Source organism: Streptomyces sp. NPDC093591 (genome assembly GCF_044764885.1).
In the GTDB taxonomy this organism is placed as follows: Bacteria; Actinomycetota; Actinomycetes; order Streptomycetales; family Streptomycetaceae; genus Streptomyces.
This window is the reverse complement of the sequence record NZ_JBIWIY010000013.1, coordinates 37,340-57,828: the sequence shown is the minus strand read 5'-3', so window position 1 is coordinate 57,828 and position 20,489 is coordinate 37,340. Positions and strand designations below refer to the sequence as shown.

12 protein-coding genes and 2 pseudogenes are annotated in these 20,489 nt (G+C 66.4%); 6 read left to right on the top strand and 8 right to left on the bottom strand.

The features are described 5' to 3' along the window. Positions 1-38 precede the first annotated feature (38 nt). Positions 39-464: a hypothetical protein gene (locus ACIREI_RS26580; protein ID WP_403338010.1), complete on the top strand. Its 426-nt coding sequence runs from the start codon at positions 39-41 to the stop codon at positions 462-464. On the opposite strand, the gene istB is transcribed toward ACIREI_RS26580, so the two are convergent. The 4 genes and pseudogenes from istB to ACIREI_RS26560 all read right to left on the bottom strand — a co-directional run bounded on the left by istB (position 457) and on the right by ACIREI_RS26560 (position 5,334). Then, positions 457-1,164 (bottom strand): IS21-like element helper ATPase IstB, encoded by a 708-nt coding sequence (gene istB / locus ACIREI_RS26575; protein ID WP_403337527.1) that lies wholly within the window; start codon positions 1,162-1,164, stop codon positions 457-459. The genes ACIREI_RS26580 and istB overlap by 8 nt on opposite strands. 52 nt (positions 1,165-1,216) lie before the next feature. Further along, positions 1,217-2,813 (bottom strand): annotated as a pseudogene (gene istA, locus ACIREI_RS26570) (IS21 family transposase). Positions 2,814-3,486: 673 nt separating this feature from the next. Further along, positions 3,487-4,101, bottom strand: a complete 615-nt coding sequence (locus ACIREI_RS26565; protein ID WP_403337524.1) for a hypothetical protein — start codon at positions 4,099-4,101, stop codon at positions 3,487-3,489. 186 nt (positions 4,102-4,287) lie between these two features. Further along, positions 4,288-5,334, bottom strand: a complete 1,047-nt coding sequence (locus ACIREI_RS26560; protein ID WP_403337522.1) for a hypothetical protein — start codon at positions 5,332-5,334, stop codon at positions 4,288-4,290. A 175-nt stretch (positions 5,335-5,509) separates the two neighbouring features. On the opposite strand from ACIREI_RS26560, the gene ACIREI_RS26555 reads away from it, so the two are divergent. The 4 genes from ACIREI_RS26555 to ACIREI_RS26540 all read left to right on the top strand — a co-directional run bounded on the left by ACIREI_RS26555 (position 5,510) and on the right by ACIREI_RS26540 (position 8,750). Next, entirely contained in the window at positions 5,510-5,773 is a 264-nt protein-coding gene (locus ACIREI_RS26555) for a helix-turn-helix transcriptional regulator (RefSeq protein ID WP_403337519.1), read from the top strand. 171 nt (positions 5,774-5,944) lie between these two features. Then, complete coding sequence (locus tag ACIREI_RS26550) at positions 5,945-6,799, top strand: DUF6083 domain-containing protein (protein ID WP_403337516.1); 855 nt, start codon at positions 5,945-5,947, stop codon at positions 6,797-6,799. A 2-nt stretch (positions 6,800-6,801) separates the two neighbouring features. Beyond that, on the top strand, positions 6,802-7,278 hold the full coding sequence (locus tag ACIREI_RS26545; protein WP_403337514.1) for a hypothetical protein: 477 nt from the start codon (positions 6,802-6,804) through the stop codon (positions 7,276-7,278). Then, the gene (locus ACIREI_RS26540; protein ID WP_403337511.1) at positions 7,275-8,750 is read left to right on the top strand and encodes a UvrD-helicase domain-containing protein; all 1,476 of its coding nucleotides are present in this window, start codon (positions 7,275-7,277) and stop codon (positions 8,748-8,750) included. The genes ACIREI_RS26545 and ACIREI_RS26540 overlap by 4 nt, the downstream gene beginning before the upstream one ends. 97 nt (positions 8,751-8,847) lie before the next feature. Here ACIREI_RS26540 and ACIREI_RS26535 read toward each other — a convergent pair whose 3' ends face one another. Further along, positions 8,848-9,078 carry a hypothetical protein gene (locus ACIREI_RS26535; RefSeq protein WP_403337508.1) on the bottom strand — a complete coding sequence of 77 codons (231 nt, stop codon included), beginning with the start codon at positions 9,076-9,078 and terminating at the stop codon, positions 8,848-8,850. A gap of 142 nt (positions 9,079-9,220) precedes the next feature. On the opposite strand from ACIREI_RS26535, the pseudogene ACIREI_RS26530 reads away from it, so the two are divergent. Further along, positions 9,221-9,539: pseudogene (locus ACIREI_RS26530) on the top strand (transposase); the annotation flags it as partial. 275 nt (positions 9,540-9,814) lie between these two features. Here the strand turns inward: ACIREI_RS26530 and ACIREI_RS26525 are convergent. The 3 genes from ACIREI_RS26525 to ACIREI_RS26515 all read right to left on the bottom strand — a co-directional run bounded on the left by ACIREI_RS26525 (position 9,815) and on the right by ACIREI_RS26515 (position 20,420). Then, positions 9,815-10,132, bottom strand: coding sequence for a hypothetical protein (locus tag ACIREI_RS26525; protein WP_403337506.1), 318 nt, complete (start codon positions 10,130-10,132; stop codon positions 9,815-9,817). 19 nt (positions 10,133-10,151) lie between these two features. Continuing rightward, positions 10,152-16,655, bottom strand: coding sequence for an RHS repeat-associated core domain-containing protein (locus ACIREI_RS26520; RefSeq protein WP_403338007.1), 6,504 nt, complete (start codon positions 16,653-16,655; stop codon positions 10,152-10,154). A 150-nt stretch (positions 16,656-16,805) separates the two neighbouring features. Beyond that, a complete protein-coding gene (locus ACIREI_RS26515; protein ID WP_403337503.1) occupies positions 16,806-20,420 on the bottom strand; it encodes a LamG domain-containing protein in 3,615 nt (1,204 codons plus the stop codon). Positions 20,421-20,489: the final 69 nt, after the last annotated feature.

The following is a 20,489-nucleotide window of genomic DNA, read 5'->3' as shown; positions in this document are numbered from 1 at the left end:
CAGACCCGTTGTCAGTGGTCGTTGCGACGATGCTCACCGTGACGTCATTGCTTCTTACTGACATCGAGCGTGCTGTTCGCAGCAGCTGGGGTGCTGACACGAGCCCGCCGGAGTTCCGGTCACGCTGGAGCCCGGACAACCCGGCCCGGGGCCAGTGCGGAGTCACCGCCATGGTCCTCAACGACTTGCTTGGCGGCGAGCTGATCCGCGGTGAGGTCCAGGTCAACGGCCAGTTCCGGGACTACCACTGGTGGAATCGCATAGGGCTGGGGGTCGAGATCGACCTCACCCGAGAGCAGTTCCGGCCGGAGGAGATCGTCACTGGCGGCACTGTCATTCCCCGGCCGCCCGTGACCGAGTGGCGTCGGCTCCGTGAGGAGTACGAGCTCCTCCGCAGCCGTGTGCTGGAGGAGCTCGATCGGCGTCACCCCAGAGCGAACAAGCCTTCTCGCCTGGTTAGTTGATCGGTGGCTTGTCGCCGGGGTTCTTGGGGCGTTTGTTGGGCCGGTAGCTGGGGCCGTTCATGATGACCTGGTGGCTGGCGTTGATCAGGCGGTCCAGGAGCGACTCGGCGACGACGGGGTTGGGGAAGAGGGGATACCAGTCGCTGGGTGCCCTGTTGCTGGTGATGATCAGGGACCGGCCTTGCCGCTCGGAGACGAGTTCGTAGAGGTCGTCGGCTTGGGACGGGGACAGTTGGCGCATGGCGAAGTCGTCGAGGATGAGCACGTCGGGCCGGATGAGTTCGCGGATGCGCTTGTCCCAGGTGCGGTCCGCGTGGCCGCCGGCGAGCTCGGCCAGGATGCGGCTGGTCTTGGCGAAGCGGACGTTGGCGCCCTGGCGGATGGCCTGGTGGCCGAGGGCCTGGGCGACGTGTGTCTTCCCGACGCCGACGGGTCCGAACAGGATGACGGACTCGCCGGAGTGGAGCCAGCGCAGGGCCGCGAGGTCGCGGATCTGGGCGGCGGGCAGCTTCGGGGAGGCGTTGAAGTCGAAGCCCTCCAGGGTGGCCTGTTGCTCGAACTTCGCTCTGCGCAGGCGCCGTTCGAGGGCGACGGACTCGCGGCGGGTGATCTCGTCCTGGCAGAGGACCTGGAGGAAGTCGAGGTGTCCGAGTTCGCCTTTCTGGGCCTGGGTCAGGCGTGCGTCAAGCGTCTCGAGCATCCCGGACAGCGCAGGGTCTTGAGCGAGTCGCGCAGGGCGGTGGTCAGCACGCTCATCGCGCGGCCTCCTCGGCGTCACCGCGGTCCTGGTCGTCGTGGACGTCGCCGGGCGTCTGGGTGGGGATGTCGGCGGCGAACAGGCCCTCGGGGCCGTGCAGGAAGGCAGCGGCTCCGGCGTCGCCGGTCTCCGGCTCCGGATCAGTCTCGGTGCCGGCGACCAGGATTCCCTTGACGGTGCGGTAGGACGGGTCGCCGACGGTGATCGCCTTTCTGCAGGCGGCTTCCAGTCGGGCGTCGCCGTACTTCTTGCGCAGTCCGAGTACTCCCTGGGCCGCGCGAAGCCGGTAGAGGGCGTTGACTTCCAGGAGCTGGTCGATCACTTCCCGGCAGGCGTCCCCGACCTGGGAGGCTTGGCCGCGGCACCAGATCGGGGTGCGCATCTGGAAGGCGATCTTCTCGGGCGGGTAGTCGTTCTTGTCGGTGCGTTTGCCCTGCTCCAGGGCGGCGTGGGTCTTGACCAGCGCGCCCTCGTGGAAGATCTGGACCATGGTGGCGGTGGAGCGGACATCGACCCGGCGGCCGATGAGCTTCCAGGGCACCGAGTAGAGCGTGCGGCCGACCTTGACGTGAATGTCCGGCCCGACCAGGGCAGTTGACCATCTCGCCAGCACGAACGGCGTCTCGGGCAGAGGGAGGAGGGCCTCGGCTTCCACCGCCTCGAATACCGACAACGGCTTCGCGCCGCCCAGCGGCCGGCACTGCCGCTGGCCTGCGACGTTCGTTGCCCAGAGCAGGGCTTCGGCCTGCATGTGCTCCAGCGAGGTGAACTGGCGCCCGCTCCAGAACGAGTCGCGGACATAGGGCATGGGCCGCTCGACGCGGGGCTTGTCCTTCGGCTTCGACGCGCGGGCAGGATCCACCAACGTCCCGTAGTAGGAGGCAAGTTCGGCGTACGATTTGTTGATCTGCGGGTCGTAGAGGTCCGGCTTGTCCACCCCGGTCTTCAGGTTGTCCGGGACCAGGCGCTGGGGGACGCCGCCGAAGAAGCGGAAGGCTTCCGCGTGCGCTTCGGTCCAGGCGTGCTGGTCCATGTGGACGACCGGGCGGACGAACATGTGCCGCGAGCTGGGAAGGACCATCACGAAGGCCCAGATCCGGTGCCGTTTGCCGGTAGTTGGGTTGATCCACTGTCCCAGGAAGCCATAGTCGATCTGGGCTTTCGAGCCTGGCTCGACATCATCCCGCAGCACCGTGACCTTCGAGCGGGCCGCCTCGTCGGGCAGGTTCTCGTGGACCCAGCGGCGGAACGTCGACAAGGACACCTTCAACTTGCCCTCGTCCCGAAGACGTTGGTGGATCGTGGTGACCGTCGTGGTCTCCAGCAGGGACTTGACGTAGTCGCGGTGCGGTTCGATCTCTGCCCACCTCACCTGGTTCAGCTTCCGGCTGGCCAGCTCCGGGAACCAGCTCTTGAGCAGCTTGGCCCAGTCCGTCTCGCTCATGGGCGGCCCGCCCGGACTGATCCCGGCCGCCTCCGCCGGCGCCAGGTACTTCCTGACCGTCTATGCGGTCCACCCCCAGCGAGGCGGACACCTGGCTCTTCGAGCGGCCCGCGTACCAGTGCACGTAGATCTCGACGATGTCGACCACGGTGAACGTTCTCCTTGCCATCCGGTGTGTCCGTCGACCTCTCGGTTCGCAGGTCGAGGGACCGCGACGTCTCCGAGAGGGCCAGGACCCTCAACCCGGCACCGGCATGCCCATGGGGAACCCGACGAATTCGCAAGGAAGATCCAACAGTGACCCAAACCACCCAAAGCAGGGAACATCGGGCCAGTTCGAGCACGGTCACGAGCACCATCAACGGTCAGCGTCCCCCTGGGGAATCGTGACCGCCAGGGTGGGGAATTACGTGACGCTGATCATGCACATCGTGGGGAATTGCTTGACCGCTGACACGTGATCCAACGCGTCGACCACACCGAGGAACGCTCCTACTCCTACGGCTTCGCCCAACCGGCGGCTTTCAATGCCGCCGACTTCGCCCGCCGCGTAGATGCGGTAGCGGGCGACGTCACCGCGGCCGTACGCTCGCGCTGGCGGGGCGGGCGGCTCGGCTGTTCGCGGCGGAGGGCGTCGCGTCCGTACCAGTGGAGTGCCGAGACTGGACGCATTCGGGCGGACGCGCATGAAGTACGCACCTGGTGCCCGCGCTGACCAGCCCGCCGTCGCACAGCGATCGCGGCAGGCAGAGAGGGCAAGCTCTCCTCAACAGGAGTGTCGGCGAACGCGGCGCCGGCAACTCCGTTCATGCCAGGGCGGCTTATTCAGCGGTTTCGGGCTGAGTCTCGTCCTTGGACGCTGCCGTGGGCTCCGGCGGGTTGGGAGCCGTGTAGAAGACGGAGCTGCCCTGCTTGGTGCGCTGAGCCTGGTTCCTGGCCACAAGATTTTCGACGGTGGTGCGCACGACGGTGGTTTTGATGTCGCGGTCGGGGTGTGCCTGGCTGAGTGCCGTGGCGATCTCCGCCGCAGAGCGCGGTTCACTCTGCTCGGTCAGGTGACCGCGGACAAGTTCCACCAGCGTGGGCTGAACGGTCTTCGCGACGGACTTCTCGCCGGTCTGCTTCTTGGCCGCGGGCTTTTCGGCAGTCGACGTCTTCGCCTGCTTGCGAGGCTTAGTAGTGGCCTTCTGCCGGGGGGAGGGCACGGTGGCACTGTCGGCGCGCACAGGTTCAGGTGCCGTTGCCGCGACGCCAAGTGCGTGTTGCATGTTCACCAGCACGGTGTGGTCATGCTGCAGAGCGGCCAACTGCTGCTGCAGTGCGGTGATTTCCGTAGTGATGCGCTCCTGCTCCGTGACGTTGCGCTCGAGGTCACTGGTCACTTGGTTGATGTACTGCGATGTCAACTCAGTGGACGGGGCGGTGCTTTCGGGCATCCGTTTCTCCTCGGTTCGTGGCCGGGTGAAGTCCCGCGGCCTTGCAGCGAGTCAGGACAGGCGCTCCGGCTGTGGGTGCTTGAGGCAGTGATAATACGGGTGGGTAGACCTGTTTCTGCTTCTCAAGCGTTACCTTCGGTCGGCCTGGGACCCAGTGGGCCTGCCACGGGACTGCTATTGCACGGTCTACCGCTGTGGCCTTGCTAGGGGTGGCACCCGTGTGTGACACGGGGATAGTTGCCAGAACACCTCGTCCGTGTCCCGGCTGTGATGCCAGGCTGTCAGTGCGTGCATGGCGACCAGCCGGTCGAGCAGTTCTGCGGTCTGCTGAGGGGAGTGCCCACACAGCCGGGCGAGGATGTCCATGTCAGTGGTGTGTTCGGCCTGGGCGGAGGTGTGTGCGGCCAGCACGAGGGCGGTCAGCCGCAGGGCGGGTGGCGCGGCCAGCAGGGGCAACGGCGCGGGATACAGCGCCCAGTGAGCCGCGCGGCAGCGGGCGCGCCGCCCGGGCACCTGCTCGAGGACTGCGGCATCGAGCAGCCGCAGCCGCATAGGCACCGACTTGAAGTCCGGCAGCTCCAGCCAGTCGGCGTGAGCCAGCTCCTGCCACGGTTCACGGTGCCCGCGCAGGCGCATGCCGCGCAGCAGACCTGCACGCAGCCGGACATGACCGCGGGCATCGGCGCGCAGGGCACACTGCAGAGCCAGCAGCCGGGCGGCAGGGGAGGTGAACCGGGGCAGCGCGGTGCCGAGGTAGGTGAGCATCTCCCGCACGCGTACCCGCTCCTTGAGTCCGAGGCGGAGCCCGCCGTGTGTAGAGGGTGGGGGACAGGTGGCGGGATGCCGGCGGGAGGGGCCGAGCAGCGTGTCCGGCACGACGGCGGTATTGCCGGTCGCCGACGCGCAGGCAGAGCAGGTGTCGGCCAGCCGCCAAGAGCGCCCGCACCGGTCACGGGTGAGGGCGAGCAGCACCGGCCCGGCACAGCCGCGGTGACGCGGATGCCACACGCAGCCCCGCGTCCGGCACTGGCAGCTGCGCAGATAGGCCGGCAACACCTCGGCGCGGGCGTGGCAGGCCAGATGCGCGAGTGCTGCAGACCGGGCGGAGGAGGCCTTGAGGGGAGAGGCGTGGGATGTGCAGGAGGGGCAGACGAGCGTGAGGCCGCCTGCTTGCGCACGCAGCTCCACGGTCCAGATGCGCCGCACTGCCACATGCGCGTCGGCAAGCCTCATCGGCTGGTCGTCCTCCCAACTGTCCGCTCCACAATGGTCGCTGCCCCAACGGCAGGAAGCCGGGACGGACGCACCGTAGTGCAGATTCCTGCACCGCGAATGTCACTCCCGTCCCGGGCAAATAGTGCAGAAGTCTGCACTGACAGGGCAGGGGTCTGCACCGTCGGATGGTGGAGTGACGATCTTGCCGCCCGACCCCGACCTCGACGCGCTGCGCATCACGCTGGCGCGCCTGCGTGGTCAGCGCGGCTGGACCTTCGACGAACTCGCCGACCGCAGCGGCCTGGCCCGGCGCACCCTCATCGACCTCGAACACGGCCGCACCACCGGCAGCGTCACCACCTGGCACGCCCTCGCCCACGCCTTCGACGTCCCGATCGAGCACCTGCTCGGCACCCTCTGCGACAACCACACCCCGCCCAGCACATCCGGCGCCTGACCCCTTCGCCCCGCCCGACAGGCGCCCGGTTTCAAATCACCCGAACCGACGAGCAGGCATCAAACGCCTGATCGCACCCTGGCGTGCATGTTCGAACACGCTAGGCCAACCGCGGGACACACCCATCGACACGCTGCCCACCTCCGCGTGTCACCTGGCACGGTCCCCGCCATGCGCCCCACCCCCTCCACCGCGGGCCGCCACTGGGACGGCAGCCCCCGCATCACCCGACACCCCCGCCCCCTACGCGTGGCCGCCACCAGCCCAAGCCGCCTGCTGCGCGCCGGCCACAGCACCCGCTGCCGCGACTGCGGCCACCGCATCGACCTCTACCAGCGCACCGACCAGCGGCCCATCGCCCTGCACCCCGCCGAACTGGCCACCGCCCACGTCCCGGAACCCTGCCGCTGGCACCTGAGCGGCGGCATCGCCCACCCCCACGGCGACGGCAGCCCTTGGTGCCGCATCCCGCACGCCATCCTGTGCCCTGCCGGCACCCCCACTTGCCCTCTCAGCCCGCCCCTTCAGGTGGCACGCCGCCAACTCGCCGTCCGCACCCGCCGCCTGATCGACACCGGCGCCTTCACCCCCACCCCGCCGCCCGCCAGCAGCCCCCCAGCCACCGACACCGCCCACCCGATCGTGCAGATCCTGCTGGTCCGCTACCTCGCCCCGAGCCCACTCGCGGCCATTCGCTGCGTGGCCCAGACCCGCCACCGACACCGCTGCCCCCAGCCTGTCCAGGCCCCCGAACGGCCCACCGGACACTGGAGACTGCTGCCCACCAGCCCCGACCGCGGCCAACGCGCCCTACCGGCCACGATGATGGCTGTCTACGACCTCAGTCACCTGCCGTCCACCGAACAACAGCGCTGGCGCACCCAGCGCTGTCTGGCGCACGCCACCGCCGACAGCGCCCCTGATCTCACCCTGGCCGACTGGCAGGTCTTCGACTCTCTGCTGCACGCCGCCCATATCCGCACCCGCCTCCCGCACCCGCCAGCACCTCACCGAAACAGGCGCTGACGATGCCGCACCATGCCCTGGAGATCACGCTCACCCGCCCCCTCTCCCCGGCAGCCCTGCACCAAGCCGCCCGCAAACTGCCGCTCGCCGCCAACCACGACGCCACCCGCCTCATGGCCCTCGTTCCCGCCAAGACCCCCCACCGGGCCGCACGCCGACTGCGCCATCAACTCGAGACACAGCTGCCCATCGACGTGATCACCACGCACTATCCCGACGCAGACCACAAAGTGCTCCTCAACGTCGCCTTCCCGCCCGCCGTGCGCGGCGCCCTCGCTGCCGGCGCCCGCCGCGAAGGCCTGAGCCCTGAACGCTTGGTGGAACTGGCTGTGCACCGGGCCCTGGCCGAACACGCCGATCAGGAAATCGACCGCCTCGACCATGCGGTGCGCCAACTGCTGGCCCACACCACCCCCGCCTTCCTGCTCTCCGCCGTCGGACACGCGCTCATCCGACTTCCCGAAAGCCCCACGCCATGAACCCCACCGACGAACAGACAGCAGCAGCCGACGCCTTCCGCGCCGGCGACCACCTGGCCCTCCAGGCCGGCGCCGGCACCGGAAAAACCACTACTCTCGCCCTCCTAGCCCACGCCACCACACGCCGCGGCCGCTACCTCGCCTACAACCGGGCCATCGCCCAGGACGCCACAACCCGCTTCCCCCGCACCGTGCTGTGCAAGACCGCCCACGCTCTCGCCTACGCAGCCATCGGCCACCGCTACACCCGCCGCCTGGGCGCCCCCAGACGCCCGGCCTGGCAGACCGGACAAGCCCTCGGCATCACCAAGGCCATCCGCATCGGCGAGCGCGAGGTGACACAAAAGGCCCTCTCCAACGCCACTCTGCGCACCGTCACCCGCTTCTGCCACACCGCCGACGAAGCCATCACTCGCAACCACGTACCCCACCTGCGCGGCCTGGAAGACACCGACCACCACGCCGAACTCGCCACCCACATCGTGCCCTTCGCCCGCAAAGCCTGGGCCGACCTGCAACACCCCGACGACGGCACCGTCCGCTTCGACCACGACCACTACCTGAAAATCTGGGCCCTCACCCAGCCGCGCATCGACGCCGACTTCCTGCTCCTGGACGAGGCCCAGGACACCAACCCCGTCGTCGAACAGATCTTCCTCGCCCAACGCGACCACGCCCAACTGGTCATGGTCGGCGACTCCGCCCAGGCCATCTACCACTGGCGCGGCGCCAAAGACGTCATGACCAGCTTCGACGGCACCCAGCTGACCCTGTCACAATCCTTCCGCTTCGGCCCCGACCTCGCCGCCGAGGCCAACCGCTGGCTGCACCTGGCTGACGCCCCGATCCGCCTTACTGGCACCCCTGCCGTGCCCACCGAACTCGGCCCCGTCGCCCGTCCGGACGCCGTACTGTGCCGCACCAACGTCGGCGCCATGGCCCAAGTCATGACCCTCATGGCCGCCGGACACCGGGTCGCCCTGGCCGGGGGAGGAGACAGCCTGCACGCCCTGGCCCTCGCCGCCCGCGACCTGAAGGAAGGCCGCCGCACCCACCACCCCGAACTACTTCTCTTTCCCTGCTGGGGCGATCTGCAGGACTACGCCGCTCATGACCCGGCCGGCCGCGACCTGCAGCCCCTGGTCAACCTCGTCGACACCCACGGAACCGACGCCATCCTCACCGCCATCGCCCGCCTCGCCCCCGAGCCGCACGCCCAGGTCACCGTTTCCACCGCCCATAAGGCGAAAGGACGCGAATGGCCCCGCGTGCTCATCGCAGACGACTTCGCCCGCCCGAAGGACAACCTTGACGACCAGTCGGACACCACGACGCCCCCCGACCCGGTCGATGACGCCGAAGCCCGACTGGCCTACGTGGCCGTCACCCGCACCCGCCAGCGCCTCGACCTCGGCGGACTGTCCTGGATCCACGACCACCCCGACGACACCCCCCTGCTGACAGTGGGGTGACACCAGGTTGTGATGGTCGGCTCGGGGAGTCTCATGACAGCAGCCGGAGGCCTTGGCATCCTGGCCCGCCCCATACGAGCCGACGGGCCAGGAGCGGCTACAAGACCTGCTTGTAGGTGACGGTGGTGGCCGGACATGCCTCGGCGAGGTGCGTCAGCGCGTCCCGCTCGGCGGCGTCCGCCGTCAGCTTCCTGTCCGCCACCCAGTCCGCGACGTACGTGCACCGGTACGCCAGCACCGGCGGCCAGTCGGCCGGGTCCTTGTCCGCCTTGGCGCGGTTGGATGTGCCGGAGACAGCGATCAGGCTGTTCGACGCGCCGGCCGCCACAGTGACATGACGCCTGAGGTGGTCCCAACGCAAGCCATTCCCCGGGGCCAAATCAGGACGTCCGCAAGACTCGAAGTCCCCCTCAACTGGGGCCGTTCGAAGCCAACATGCCGGGGCCGCTGAACAACGTCACAGCCAGCCCGGCAACGGCAACGGCTGCAGGGCATGGGAGTTGTCCGGAGCGAAGGCAGCCGTCGGCAACACCACGGTGATCGCTGACCGGCGGCTACCGCGGTACGGGCCTGGTGATCCCGCACCGGCTCGAACCGGGCCAGGCCGAACTCCCGGCCTGGAAAGAGGAGCACAATAGCTCACACCGCAAGGTCCGTGCCCGCGTCGAGCGCGTCTTTGCCCGGGTGAAAGCCTGAAAGGTCCTGCGCGACTGCCGCCTGAAGGGCGACGGCGTCCATCCCACCATGCTCGGCATCGCCCGCCTGCACAACCTTGCCCTCGCCGGATAGACCGGCCGGATGACGCCATCCCCGAGGCTGGCCATGGCGACTCAGTTGATCATTGTGGGACAGCCTTAAGACGCGGAACGCGACTTCGTCGTCCGTGGCCTCGACCGTGCGCAGCCGACTGGTGCGCGTCGGCGCGCGGGGATGCAGGTCCAGTGCACGTTGCGGGGAGGCTGCACATAAAGATGATGAGTACACCCGGCCAATAAGAGCCGGGCGTACTCATCATGTGAACGGGAGCTCTGCGATTTTCGTTGGAGCCGCCCTACTTTTGAGATTCAGACGGTCTCGAGACGGAGAAGGTGCAAGCCCGAGAGCGCTGCGATTTTCTCCTCAGTTGCCGTTTTCCCGTAGTTGACGTAGACGAGAACTTCATAGTCGGAGAAACCTGGTTCCGCATAGTCCCCCTCCTCGTCGGGAATGTGCCGCTCGATAGAGATCTCCATCCCGTCGCTGTCGCGATTGAAGAAGTACTCTCCACCCTTGAACGTACTCTCTCTCAGGGAGAATTCGGTGTCCAACGCCTCGCCGATCAGCTGTGCAACATGAGCGACGGTGGACCCATTTGATCCAAATAGGGTGAATCGAGACGGCATTGTTGCTCCCTGTAGATTGTTACGGCCGGATAATGATACTCGGAGCCCTGCCGATCGCGTCCTTCGCTGTGCCGTAGATCATGAAATTTACCTCTCGATTGACCGACTCCGAAAGACCTGTTCGAAGATCTCCGAGCCCTATTTTCTCCAGGTCGGATCCCTTCAGAGGACCCGTTCGTGTACCGCCCGATCGCAGCGGTATGCCGACTTCCTTCGCTCGCGCAAGGAGTCCTTCTCCAGCCAGGGCTACGTCAAAATCGCTGTGTGAACCGAAAGGTCGGCCGGACTTGAAGCTCCGTCCTGTTACTGAGCTTCCCTGCATGATGGGGGTTACTCCCTCATATCCAGCCCCCTTCAACCCGCCGGCGAGCTGAGATTTGAAAGCCTGAAACTCTGCAGCATTCGCGAACCCCATAGGGGTCGTTCGAGGTCCAGGCATGGGTCGGCCGAGACCGCCAGGGATTATCGGAACTACCGCAACCTGCATATCCTCGCAGGGATATCCAGGATTGCATACAGGACCCTCAATGGTCCACCGAATGAATTCTCTGAAGCTGAATTCTGGTTGCGGGCCATGGAAGGTATCGCGATTGTTTCCCAGGTTTAGATGGACATCGACGTTTCCAATGCAGTGCCCGTAAGCGCATGCCAGGACTTGCCCGTCACTGTTCCGCATGGTCTGCCCGGAGCTGTCGGTACTCGCAGTCCCACCGTCGTTGTAATCGATCGGACCGCACGAGCCGTTGTGGCAACTGCCCGCACTCGGGTTGCCTGGGTCGATCGGGCCATCAGTGATGATCTCGCCGGAGCCATCGCCCTTGGGAACGCCGACGCCGCAGATATCTGCGAAGCACAGGCCGGTGGGGTCTGAGTTGGTGACCGGCGCGTTGCCCGCGTAGCTGTATCCGTTGAGTGACTGATGTTCATCAAGAGCAAGGACCGGATCGACGCTGATGAACTGGCCAATGCTCGGATCGTATTCCCGGGCACCGACGTGGGTCAGGCTCGTGGCTTCATCGGCCGGCTTGCCCAGGAACGCCTTGTCGTCGGGCCAGTTGGTCGCCTTCGTGCCCCGTGACTCACCGAACGGCGTGCTGTAGCGCTTGGTGACCGCGTACGTGCTTGCGTCCAGGGCGACGCTCGACGTGCCGTGGTGGTCGGCGGCCAGGAAGCTCAGCTTCGTGCCCGTCGTACCAGATACGGCCGTGCGCACGGCGATCGTCTGTCCGTTGGCCGTGTAGTAACGCGTTCCGGAAAGCGTCTTCGTTGTGCCCTTGACCGTCAGGCGCACTTCTGTGCCGCCCAGGTAAAGGACGGTGTCGCCATCGCCCTTGGCCCTGCGGATCAGCAGTTCGCCGCCCGCATCGTAGAGGTAGTTGGTCTCCTTCGTGCTCTCGACGAGCTTGCTCAGCTTCCCCTCGGTGTTCCACGTCAGCGTCTGCTCGGCGCTGGGACCGGGGCGGGTGGTCGTGTTGCCGCTACTGTCGTACTTATAGCTACCGGATCGGAAACCAGTCGTCTTGTCCAGTGTGTGCTGTCTGGTGTCTGTCGTTTCGTTGTACGCGTATGTGGTGACCTGGTCGACCGAGGACGTGTGCCGCGTTTCCGTCGTGCGTTGGCCGGCCCCGTTGTAGGTGAACGACGTCCAGTACGGTGCCACACCGTCGATGTTGGACATCGCGCGGCCGGAGGCGGAGCAGTCCGCGGTCTTTGGTGTCCACGCCTCGGTCAGGCGGCGGTGGCCGTCGTAAGCGAAGCACTGGGAGTCCGCCTTGACCGTGCCGCCCAAGGTGGTGATGTCGAAGATGGAGGTGACGTTTCCCGCGTCGTCCCGGGTGAAGTTCAGATCCTGCAACGGATAGCTGTGGACGTCGTCCGTGGTCTGGGCCTGGGTGAGGCGGCGGGTGCCGTTCTCATAGCTCCAGGTGAGGTACGCCTTCTTCGCCGACGTAGTGGGGTCCGTGCCCAGGGTGAGCTGGCGCAGGTCGCCCTGGGGAGAGAAGGCAGCGCCCTGGAGGTAGCCGGTGGTGCCCTTCGAAGTGAGCTGGCCCCCGAGGGCGTTGTAGGTGTAGGAGACGATCTCCGTCGGGAGGCCTGCCACCGCCGGTGCGCTGGACTGGCTCACGGTGCCGTCCAGGTTGTAGCCCGTCGTGAAGGACAGCGTTTTGGGCACGCCTGCGGTTACCAGAGGATCGGGGTCGGGGGTGTCGGGCAGGAGGAGCTGGCTTCCGGTGACCTGGTACAGGTTGTCGTAACCGGTGACCTTTTGGGTGTAGGCCTTGCCCGCCAATCCGCCGTCGTACCGGACCGAGGTGTCGAGCTGTCCCTTGGCGAGTGCGTCGAACGTCCAGGCCGCCAGCTTGTTGGCATCCGTTTTGTCGGTCTGCCACATGCCGGTCTTGCGGCCGAGGTCGTCGTACTCGTAGAGCAGTGTGTTGTTCGTGGGGTTGGCGTTGGTGGTCTTGGTGACCTGGTCGAGGTTGTTATACGCGGTTGTGGACCGGCCCTTGTCCGGGTCGATGGCCGCGGTCTGACGTCCGAACAGGTCGTACTCGTAGGACCACTTGGACTGGTCGGGGCCGGTGATCGTGGCCTGCTTGCCGGAGGGCGAGTAGGTGTAGCTGGTGGTGGTGTACGGCGTGCCGGTCGGCTTGGGACCTGCATACTCGCGGCGCTCGGTGGTCTGGCCGAGTGCGTTGGTCACGACCGCTGTCGCCTGGCCGCCTGTCGGAGCACTCGTGGTGACCGTGTCACCGGTGTAGGTGGTGTCGATCGTCCAGCGGGTGACGCTGTTGGTCTTGGTCACCGCCCTCATAGCGCGTCCGGCACCGTCGTAGGTGGTGTCTGTCTGGATCGGTGCCTGGCCTTCGGAGGTCTGCGCCGGCTCGGTGTTGGGGAGAGTGGTTCTGTCCCAGATGTCGGACTGCTGACTGACCGCCATGCCCCGTGTGTCGTACAGGGTCAGTGAGATGAGACGGCCGCCCTGGGCGGTCGGGGACTGGGTCTGGCGGGTGCGCAGCAGTGAGTCGTAGAAGGTGTAGCTGGTGTTGTAGCCGGAGCCGTCGCCCTTGAGCGTGCCGGTGGACACCCAGGACATGTCCGCATTGGTGACCTTGTAGTCGTATACGTAATTCGGAGTCTTGCCCAGGGCCTTGAGACGGTTGGGCAGCCATACCTTGGTGAGGCGGCCGAGGCTGTCGTACTCGGTTTCGGTGATCTTGCTGTTGGGGTCGGTGACCTTGAGCGGGGCGCTGGTGGCGAAGTCCACCTTGGTCGTGGTGCCGTATGCCTTGGCGTCAGTCACGACCGTCGAGGTGAGCGGCCCGGCCGCTGTGGGAGCATATGTGGTGGTGGAAACGGTCAGGTCGTTGGCGTTCTTGACCAACGTGGGACGGCCCAGGGTGTCGTAGTCAGTGGTGGCGGTCTTCTGCCAGGTAGGGGTTCCGTCTGCGGCGTAGCCCTTCGCCCTCCCCGTCCACTGGGCTTCGCCCTTGGTCGGTGTCTGCGTGCTTGTGTAGGTCTTGGAGTCGTATGCGGTCGCCGTGTCGGAGATGACGTCCCCGGGCCGGGAGGAGTCCGCGGGCAGGTCAAGGTCGGCGTTCGATGTCGCACACGGCTTCGCCACCACGCGGACGCGGGAGATCAGTGAGTTGATGCCCAGGGCGTCGTTGCGCGCGTAGGTGTTGATGGTGCACTTGTCGTCTTTGCTGTCGGCGTCGTCGCCACGGTCTTCGATCTTGGACGCCATCCCGTAGTCGTCGTACGTGGTCTCGACGGTGCGGACACGGTCTTTTGGAGCGATGCCGCTGGTGATGTTGGTACGGGTGTGAGTGGCGCCGGTGCGGACGTAGTAGGCCTCGGTGTCGGCGTAGGACTTGTGCTGGGTGGCTGTCTTCCGCGACCAGGGGTCGTTGATCGTGCCGGTGACCTCGTTTTCGCCGTTGTAGGTGACGGTTTCGCGAGTGAAGCCGGCGTACTGATCGGAGTCGGTGACTCCGCTGGCCTTGATGCCGGAGACCGTCACGGTCTTGCGCGCGTCCGGGTCCGGGGTCTTGCCATCTGAGCCCAGGACACGGTCTCCGTGCATGCCGCGCAGGTAGACGCTGACCGTTTTGCTCTGGGTACCTGTCGAGATGCCCACGAGGTGGGTGACCTTCTGGAAGCCCCGCCAGATGGACCAGGTGCGCTCCTTGGCGGGAGTCATCGGGTCCTCGTTGTAGTGCCAGGCCCCACCGTCCGAGGAGTACTGGTAGGTGTGCTGCACCGCCTCCGAGCCGCCGCGCGGGTCGGTGGTGGACACCGAGCTGACGGGGTACTTCTGGAACCAGTCGAGAATCGGCTCCTTCTCCCCGTTGGGGGACCAGTACACCGGGTAGCAGCGCTTGGCGTTCGCGTCGACCTTCGGCTTGGTCTGACCCGCGACGCAGTCGGCCTCCAAATAGGTGACGATGGTCTGCGCGCCGGTCTCGGAGGTGGCCGTCTTCAGGCGCGGCTTGTGGAGCGGCAGGATGTTGTCGGCTGTGCCGTCCACGCGGTTGGTCTGCATCTCATGCGTGAAGGTCACGGGATCGAGGGACAGATCCGCGCCGCGCTTGCCCGTGTGCCGGATCTCGTCCAGCCACAGCGACTGGTCCGTGGAGTCACCGGTGTCGCCCGGGTCCAGGTACTTCTGCTTGAGGGCCCAAGCGTCCACCGGCTCGAAGGCCGGGGTTGCGGCGGCTGCGTTCCATGCGTAGGTGGTGATGCCCGTCAGGCGCTTACGTGTGAAGAAGGTGGGGCCGGTGTTACCGGTGCACTTGTCGCCGTCCTTGCAGATGGCGTCGAACGGCACGTCCGGCCAGCTGTCGCGGGTGTCCTCGGTCAGTGAGTCGCAGTTGCTGACCGAGGGGTCGCAGCGTTCGGCGTAGGAGAGGACGACCTTGTCGGAGGCCGCGGGGGAGCCGGAGAAGAGGGCACCCGCACGCTGGCCGTAGCGGATCTCTTTGAGGTAGCCGCCGCGGGTGTAGGCGGTGCCGGTGGTGTCGTCGCCCAGCTTGTCGTAGTTGTTCTGCTCTGCCGTGTACCAGTACGACATGGCGTTGTTGTGGGTGTCCTCGACGTAGTCGAGGTTCCAGCGCCAGGCCTGGGTCTTGGCACGGGCGGAGAATGACGTTCCGCTGCTGTACCCCGGCTCCTTGTCGTCGTCGCCGAAGACCGGGACGGTCCACACGGAGTTGGTGCGGTCATCGGTGCCCGCGCCGTCGAGTTTGTTCAGGCCGAAGACGTACCGGGTTCCGTTACCTGTGGTCACGGTCCAGTACTCGCCTTTGCCGTCTCCCTGGCCGTCGACGATGTCGTCACCATCGTCGCCGTTGTCGGCGCCCGTCGAGTGCGTGACGGTGGAGGCGTCGTCGTTCTTGAGGTGCCACTTGCCCGTGGTGTCGTCCTTGACGAGTTCGGTGGCTTTGCCGTTGAGCACGAGGGACGCGTTGTCGTACTTCCAGCACAGGTCGTACTTGTCTGTCTGGCCGTCGTCGTCACAGGAGCCGTACTTGCGCTCGATGTACGACGAGGTCAGGTCGAAGCCCTCGCCGATCTGGCTGCCCTGATTGTTCGTGTTTGCCGTACGTCCGTCGACACTGCCGGAGTCGTACGAGATCGACAGGTCGGGTTGCGGTCCCGCCGCAGCCGGAGGTACCCGCAGCGGGTACGACCACGTGAACGATCCCGACGAACCGCCAGCCTCCCAGGTCGAAGAGGCTGCCAGCGGTGTCGCCTTGTAGTTGCCGGCTCCCGACTGCGTACCCGCTGCCAGCGCCAGCATCATCGGCTCTCCGCCGGATGCCAGACTCAGGCCCGTCGAAATGCGGTTCTTGGCCCGGTCGTTGTCCGTTTCGAGTTCGGTTCGCTTGCGGCACTTGGCCTTCGATGGATCGTCCAGGGCACATTCCGGCAGGCGGAACAGGCGCAGGCGGCCGGCCCAGTCACCGCCATAGGCGGAGGCGAAGGCCGAGTAGTTGATGCCGAGCTGGGTCTTGCCGCCTCGCTTGGGGGTGATCTTGAGGGCTACGCCCTTGACGCCGAGCTTCGTGGCTGCCTTCTGGTCCAGGACCTCAACGGTGACGGACTTTGCCGCAGTTCCCTTGGCTGGTGCGGCGGCCGTGACCGGTAGCGATCCGGGTGTGGCCTTGGCGGTTCCCTTGCCTGGAATGTTGAGCCTCGCCGTCCCGGCCTTCGGCCAGGTGACCTGCCGCCGCTGGTCTTGGCGAGCGCGTGCGGAAGCTGCTCGGTCCGCCTCGGCTGATTTCTGTACCACGGCGGCGGTCTTCTTGTTCACCTTGGCTGTGAACGGGCTGACCTCGGCCGATCGGGGCTCCTTCAACCGAGGGGCGCCGAGCGGATCCGAGTCCGCGGCGAAGGCCACGGGGGTGAGCAGGCCAGGAAGCATCGCCAGACCGGTGGCTGCGGCGAGGCGACGGGACCAGGGTCTTCTGGTCCCGCCCCCGTGGCCTGGACCGGGGCGAGGTATGCCAAAGGGAGTCATGTGTTTCTTTCCTGTGCGGCGCCAGACAGGAGCCCGCCGGGCGCGTGCCGTTGAGACGGAAAGGAAGAGCAAGGGAAGGAACTACGGAACCGTCACCGCTGCCGGGCGGTAGCGCTCATGCGCATCCACCCGGCAGCGATGTAAGGGGCGTCAGATGTTGTCGGGAGTGGCGAGGACCTGCGAGCGGACCTGGTCGGCGGTCATGGCTCCGGCCCAAATCCGCAAGCCCTGAAGGCCACCGAGCAGATAGTTGCCGGTGCTATTGGCGGTGGTTCCGCGGCCCAGGCTCAGTTCGCCGCTGCCCTGCTGCGGGGTCGTGAAGCCAGCTGCCCCTTCAGAGGGCTGGTCGTACTCTCCGACGTACAGATGCAGCTTGCCGTAACGAGTTTCCGTCGCCCCGTCGGACGGGTTGGTCCACTCCCACGTCTCTTGCGCATCGAAGGTGCCAGTGATCTGCACCCAGGTGTCGGTCGCGGCCACATCCGCAGCCGGAACCTCCGCGCTCTGAGTGACCTTGCCATCGGCGCCCACCGCCGTGCGCGTGAACTTCCACTGGTAAACGCCCTCTGCGGGCTTCATCACCCACAGAGCCCAGGAGGACTCGCCACCCATGCGCTGGGCAGCGACCTGCGCTCGGTACCCGACAGGCTTGGCCCCGAGGGCATTCGAATCCAGGCGGACGCTCGCAGAGACCGTGAACGAGCCGCTCTCGTCGATGGCCGGACCCGCGGCCGCTGCGTATCCAGCTGTGCCGTCCAGGAACAGCGCGTTGTCCTCCTCGTTCAGCACTGCGCCGGTACCCGACAGCGTCAGCGCTGGCAGCGGGTACGCGGTGCTCTCGGCGATCTGGCTGCCCTTGGCCGCTGTGGCGTCCCACTGGGCGACCAGTTCGTTGGCCGGCACACCCTCTTGCATGAGCTTGGCTTCGTCCGCGATTTCCGCCGGGTTCAGGAAGCGCTGCCACACAGCGGCTTCATCGAGCAGGCCGAAATGGTAGTCACCATAGCTGCCACCCGCCTTGGCGCGACCGAACTGCAGTCCTCCGCTGGAGGTCCACGGCGTGTAAGTGGACGCTGCCTTTGACAGGACTACCGGTTGGCCCTGAGGCCGGCCGTTGACGAACAGCTGGATGGTGTCGTTGGCCGGGTCGGTGTCGGGGAGGTCATCGTCGCCTTCCGTCTTGAACACGCCTGCCACGTGCGTCCACACGTTCTGCGGCGGATTCTCACGGTCAGCCAAAGACCGGATGTATGCCGGGCTCGTCAGGTCCTTGTCTGTGCGGTTGAACACCCACTTCTTATAGGAAGCGGAGTAGTACAGCGCGAACGCGCTGCCGTTAGTGCCAGGTGCGGACAGCACGACCCGGTTTGCTGACGCGTTGGACAACTGCACCCAGGCGGAGACCGTGAACGACAACTCGGTATTGATGGCAGGGGCTGCCGTCGCCGCGTATCCGGTCTGCTTCGCGGGATCAGGGGTGTCGTCGTTCAGGCGAAGCGAGTAGTCGAGTTCGCCGCGCCGCGCTCTGGTCGACCAGCCGGTCCCATCGGCTCCCACCAGGGTCGCATCATGACGGGGCCCCACCGTAGCGGTGTCCTTGACCGTCATTACCCCAGAGCCCGGTGCACCGTCATTGAAGTGCCAGCGGCCAACCTCAGCCTCGGCGGGCGTCACCTTGAAGATGAACTCCTGATAGGCACCCCACCGGTTGTAGACGTCCTTGGCCCGTACCGACAGCACCTGCGTGCCCGCCAGCGGCGGAGTCACGTTCGAGACCGTGACCTTCAGGCTTCCGGGCACCGACTTGGCGGGAGTGTTCAGCAACTTCCACTCGTAGGCCGTCACATCCGTGTGGCCGGAAGAGTTGATGTCCGCAGTGTTCGGTTGAAAAGTGAAGGTGCCGGGTACGCCTGGGCCGCCCTTGCCGTCACAGATCGTGGCGCACTCGGTGTACGGAGAAACACTCGTGATCCGCGGCTCCTTCGGAGCCGAGGAATCGACCTTGAAGTAGCACCAGGGACTGTAGGAGGACCAGAGATCACCGCTCTTGCCACTGTAGGACCAGTGGGACTGTGTTCGCGCCTTGTAGCGGTACAGTCCGCCGTCCGCTCGCTCGCTGGTGGCAAGTCTCTCCAGCGTGCCGTCCGGATGCCAGCCGGTGTCGGGCGAGTGCCCGGTCCACACCTGGTGCCAAGCAGCGTCGTCGCCACGCTCCACGACGAACTCGGCCTGCAACGAACCTTCCTCTTCGCCCTTGTAGGACTCGACCTGCGTCTGGACGCGGGCCTGCACCTTCGGCGTTGTGCGGGTGACGATGAGCGGGTCGGATGAAGACTTCTTGCAGTACGCCGTCGTGCCGTTGCCTGGGATGAGACCAACGTCCGTCGGCACACCAGGCTTGTAGGCGAAGGTGACCTGCAGTTCGGCACTGTCATCGAACCGCTTCCAGGCCCGTGGGTCGCTCTCGTCCTTGGCCCGCAGCATCAGCGTCAGACGGTTGATCTTGCCGTCCGCAAAGGAGCGGACCGTGTTCTTGAGATTCTCGTCCGGCTCATTTGGACTGTCATTGAACTCGATCCAGGCGTCGGGCTGATCTGGGGTGCATAGACTGCCGCGTCCCGCAGAGACGTACTGGTCGCCCATCTGGTCGAGTTGCGTAGGGCCTGGCCAGTTGGTGGCCTCGGAGATGTTGTCGGTGCGCTCCAGGTCGACCCAGTGGGGTTCGCAGTTGAACGACCACGTCTCCTTGGCCCGGAAGGTGGCGTCGAGCACGTACTTGCCGGCGAGCTTCGTCGGCGCGAACTCGAAGTACATGCGATCGACATAGCCACTACCGCAGGAATAGCCGTCTGCGGTTCCGCACTTGCCGACACCCTTGTCACCCTCGAACATCCAGAACTCGTCCTCGTCGGAGGAGATCTTCGTGCGCTCCTGGGCGCCCAGACCTATGGAGGGGTCGATATACACCGGGTAGACGGTGTCGTCACCGCGCAGCAACTCCAGGTCCGGCTGCACAGCCACGCTGCCGTCATCCACCTTCACCGGCAGCACGGCACTTGCATCCCCCGCATCGGGCTGTGAGGGGTCGTTCTGCGATTCGCCGTTGGCCGGAACGCCTGTGTCGGCCGTGAGGAGTTGAGTCTGCGGACCTGACCCCGTATCACCGGCGGAGTCCCACATCTGCCCGGCGGGCCCGCGGAAGACCGCGTTTCCGTCCTCGTCAAGGGCGCGCAAACCGCCGCCGGCGCCGGGCGCCACAGTGAGCCCGTCCCCAGAGGCCGCGAGCTCTACGTGCTCCAGCGCGGGGTTCTCAGCCGCCTCGGGCGTCTTGACGACCAGCACTTCACGGTAGCCCTCGGCGGTAGCGGTCAACTGCAAGTCCACGCCGTCGAAGACGTTGGCGTAGGTTGCCGTGGCCCCGTCCAGTGTCGGCTCGGGAAGCGCGTCACGCCATCCGAGGGTGACCGACCGATCGTCCTTGCCCAGGCGGAGCATGTCTGCCCCCGACCCACCGCCAGAGAAGGACAGATCGACCACAGCGCCCTTGGGAGCGATGCGCCCATCGGGCCGACGCTCAAGCGTGGGGTCGACGGCTCCCCAACTACCGTTGTCCTGCTTGACGCGCTGAGGCGTCGAGGACTGCGTAAGTGTGAACGTGCCGTCCGGATTCGCATGTGTTGTGGAGTACTCCGTGCGGTCCGCCGTCACCTCCACTGGCGCGCCCGAAGCCTGCGCCTGAGCCAACGCAGTCGACTCGTCAACCACCCCCGACTCCGCCTCTGCGGTAGCCAGTGGCGCGGCTTCCGCTATCGGCAGTACCGGTAGCGCCGACAA

Bases quoted from the DNA above. Each gene is read 5' to 3' on its own strand.
- ACIREI_RS26520 (WP_403338007.1), bottom strand. From the start codon at position 16,655: ATGACTCCCTTTGGCATACCTCGCCCCGGTCCAGGCCACGGGGGCGGG.
- ACIREI_RS26540 (WP_403337511.1), top strand. From the start codon at position 7,275: ATGAACCCCACCGACGAACAGACAGCAGCAGCCGACGCCTTCCGCGCC.
- ACIREI_RS26560 (WP_403337522.1), bottom strand. From the start codon at position 5,334: ATGAGGCTTGCCGACGCGCATGTGGCAGTGCGGCGCATCTGGACCGTG.
- ACIREI_RS26565 (WP_403337524.1), bottom strand. From the start codon at position 4,101: ATGCCCGAAAGCACCGCCCCGTCCACTGAGTTGACATCGCAGTACATC.
- ACIREI_RS26545 (WP_403337514.1), top strand. From the start codon at position 6,802: ATGCCGCACCATGCCCTGGAGATCACGCTCACCCGCCCCCTCTCCCCG.
- istB (WP_403337527.1), bottom strand. From the start codon at position 1,164: ATGCTCGAGACGCTTGACGCACGCCTGACCCAGGCCCAGAAAGGCGAA.
- ACIREI_RS26525 (WP_403337506.1), bottom strand. From the start codon at position 10,132: ATGCCGTCTCGATTCACCCTATTTGGATCAAATGGGTCCACCGTCGCT.
- ACIREI_RS26550 (WP_403337516.1), top strand. From the start codon at position 5,945: ATGCGCCCCACCCCCTCCACCGCGGGCCGCCACTGGGACGGCAGCCCC.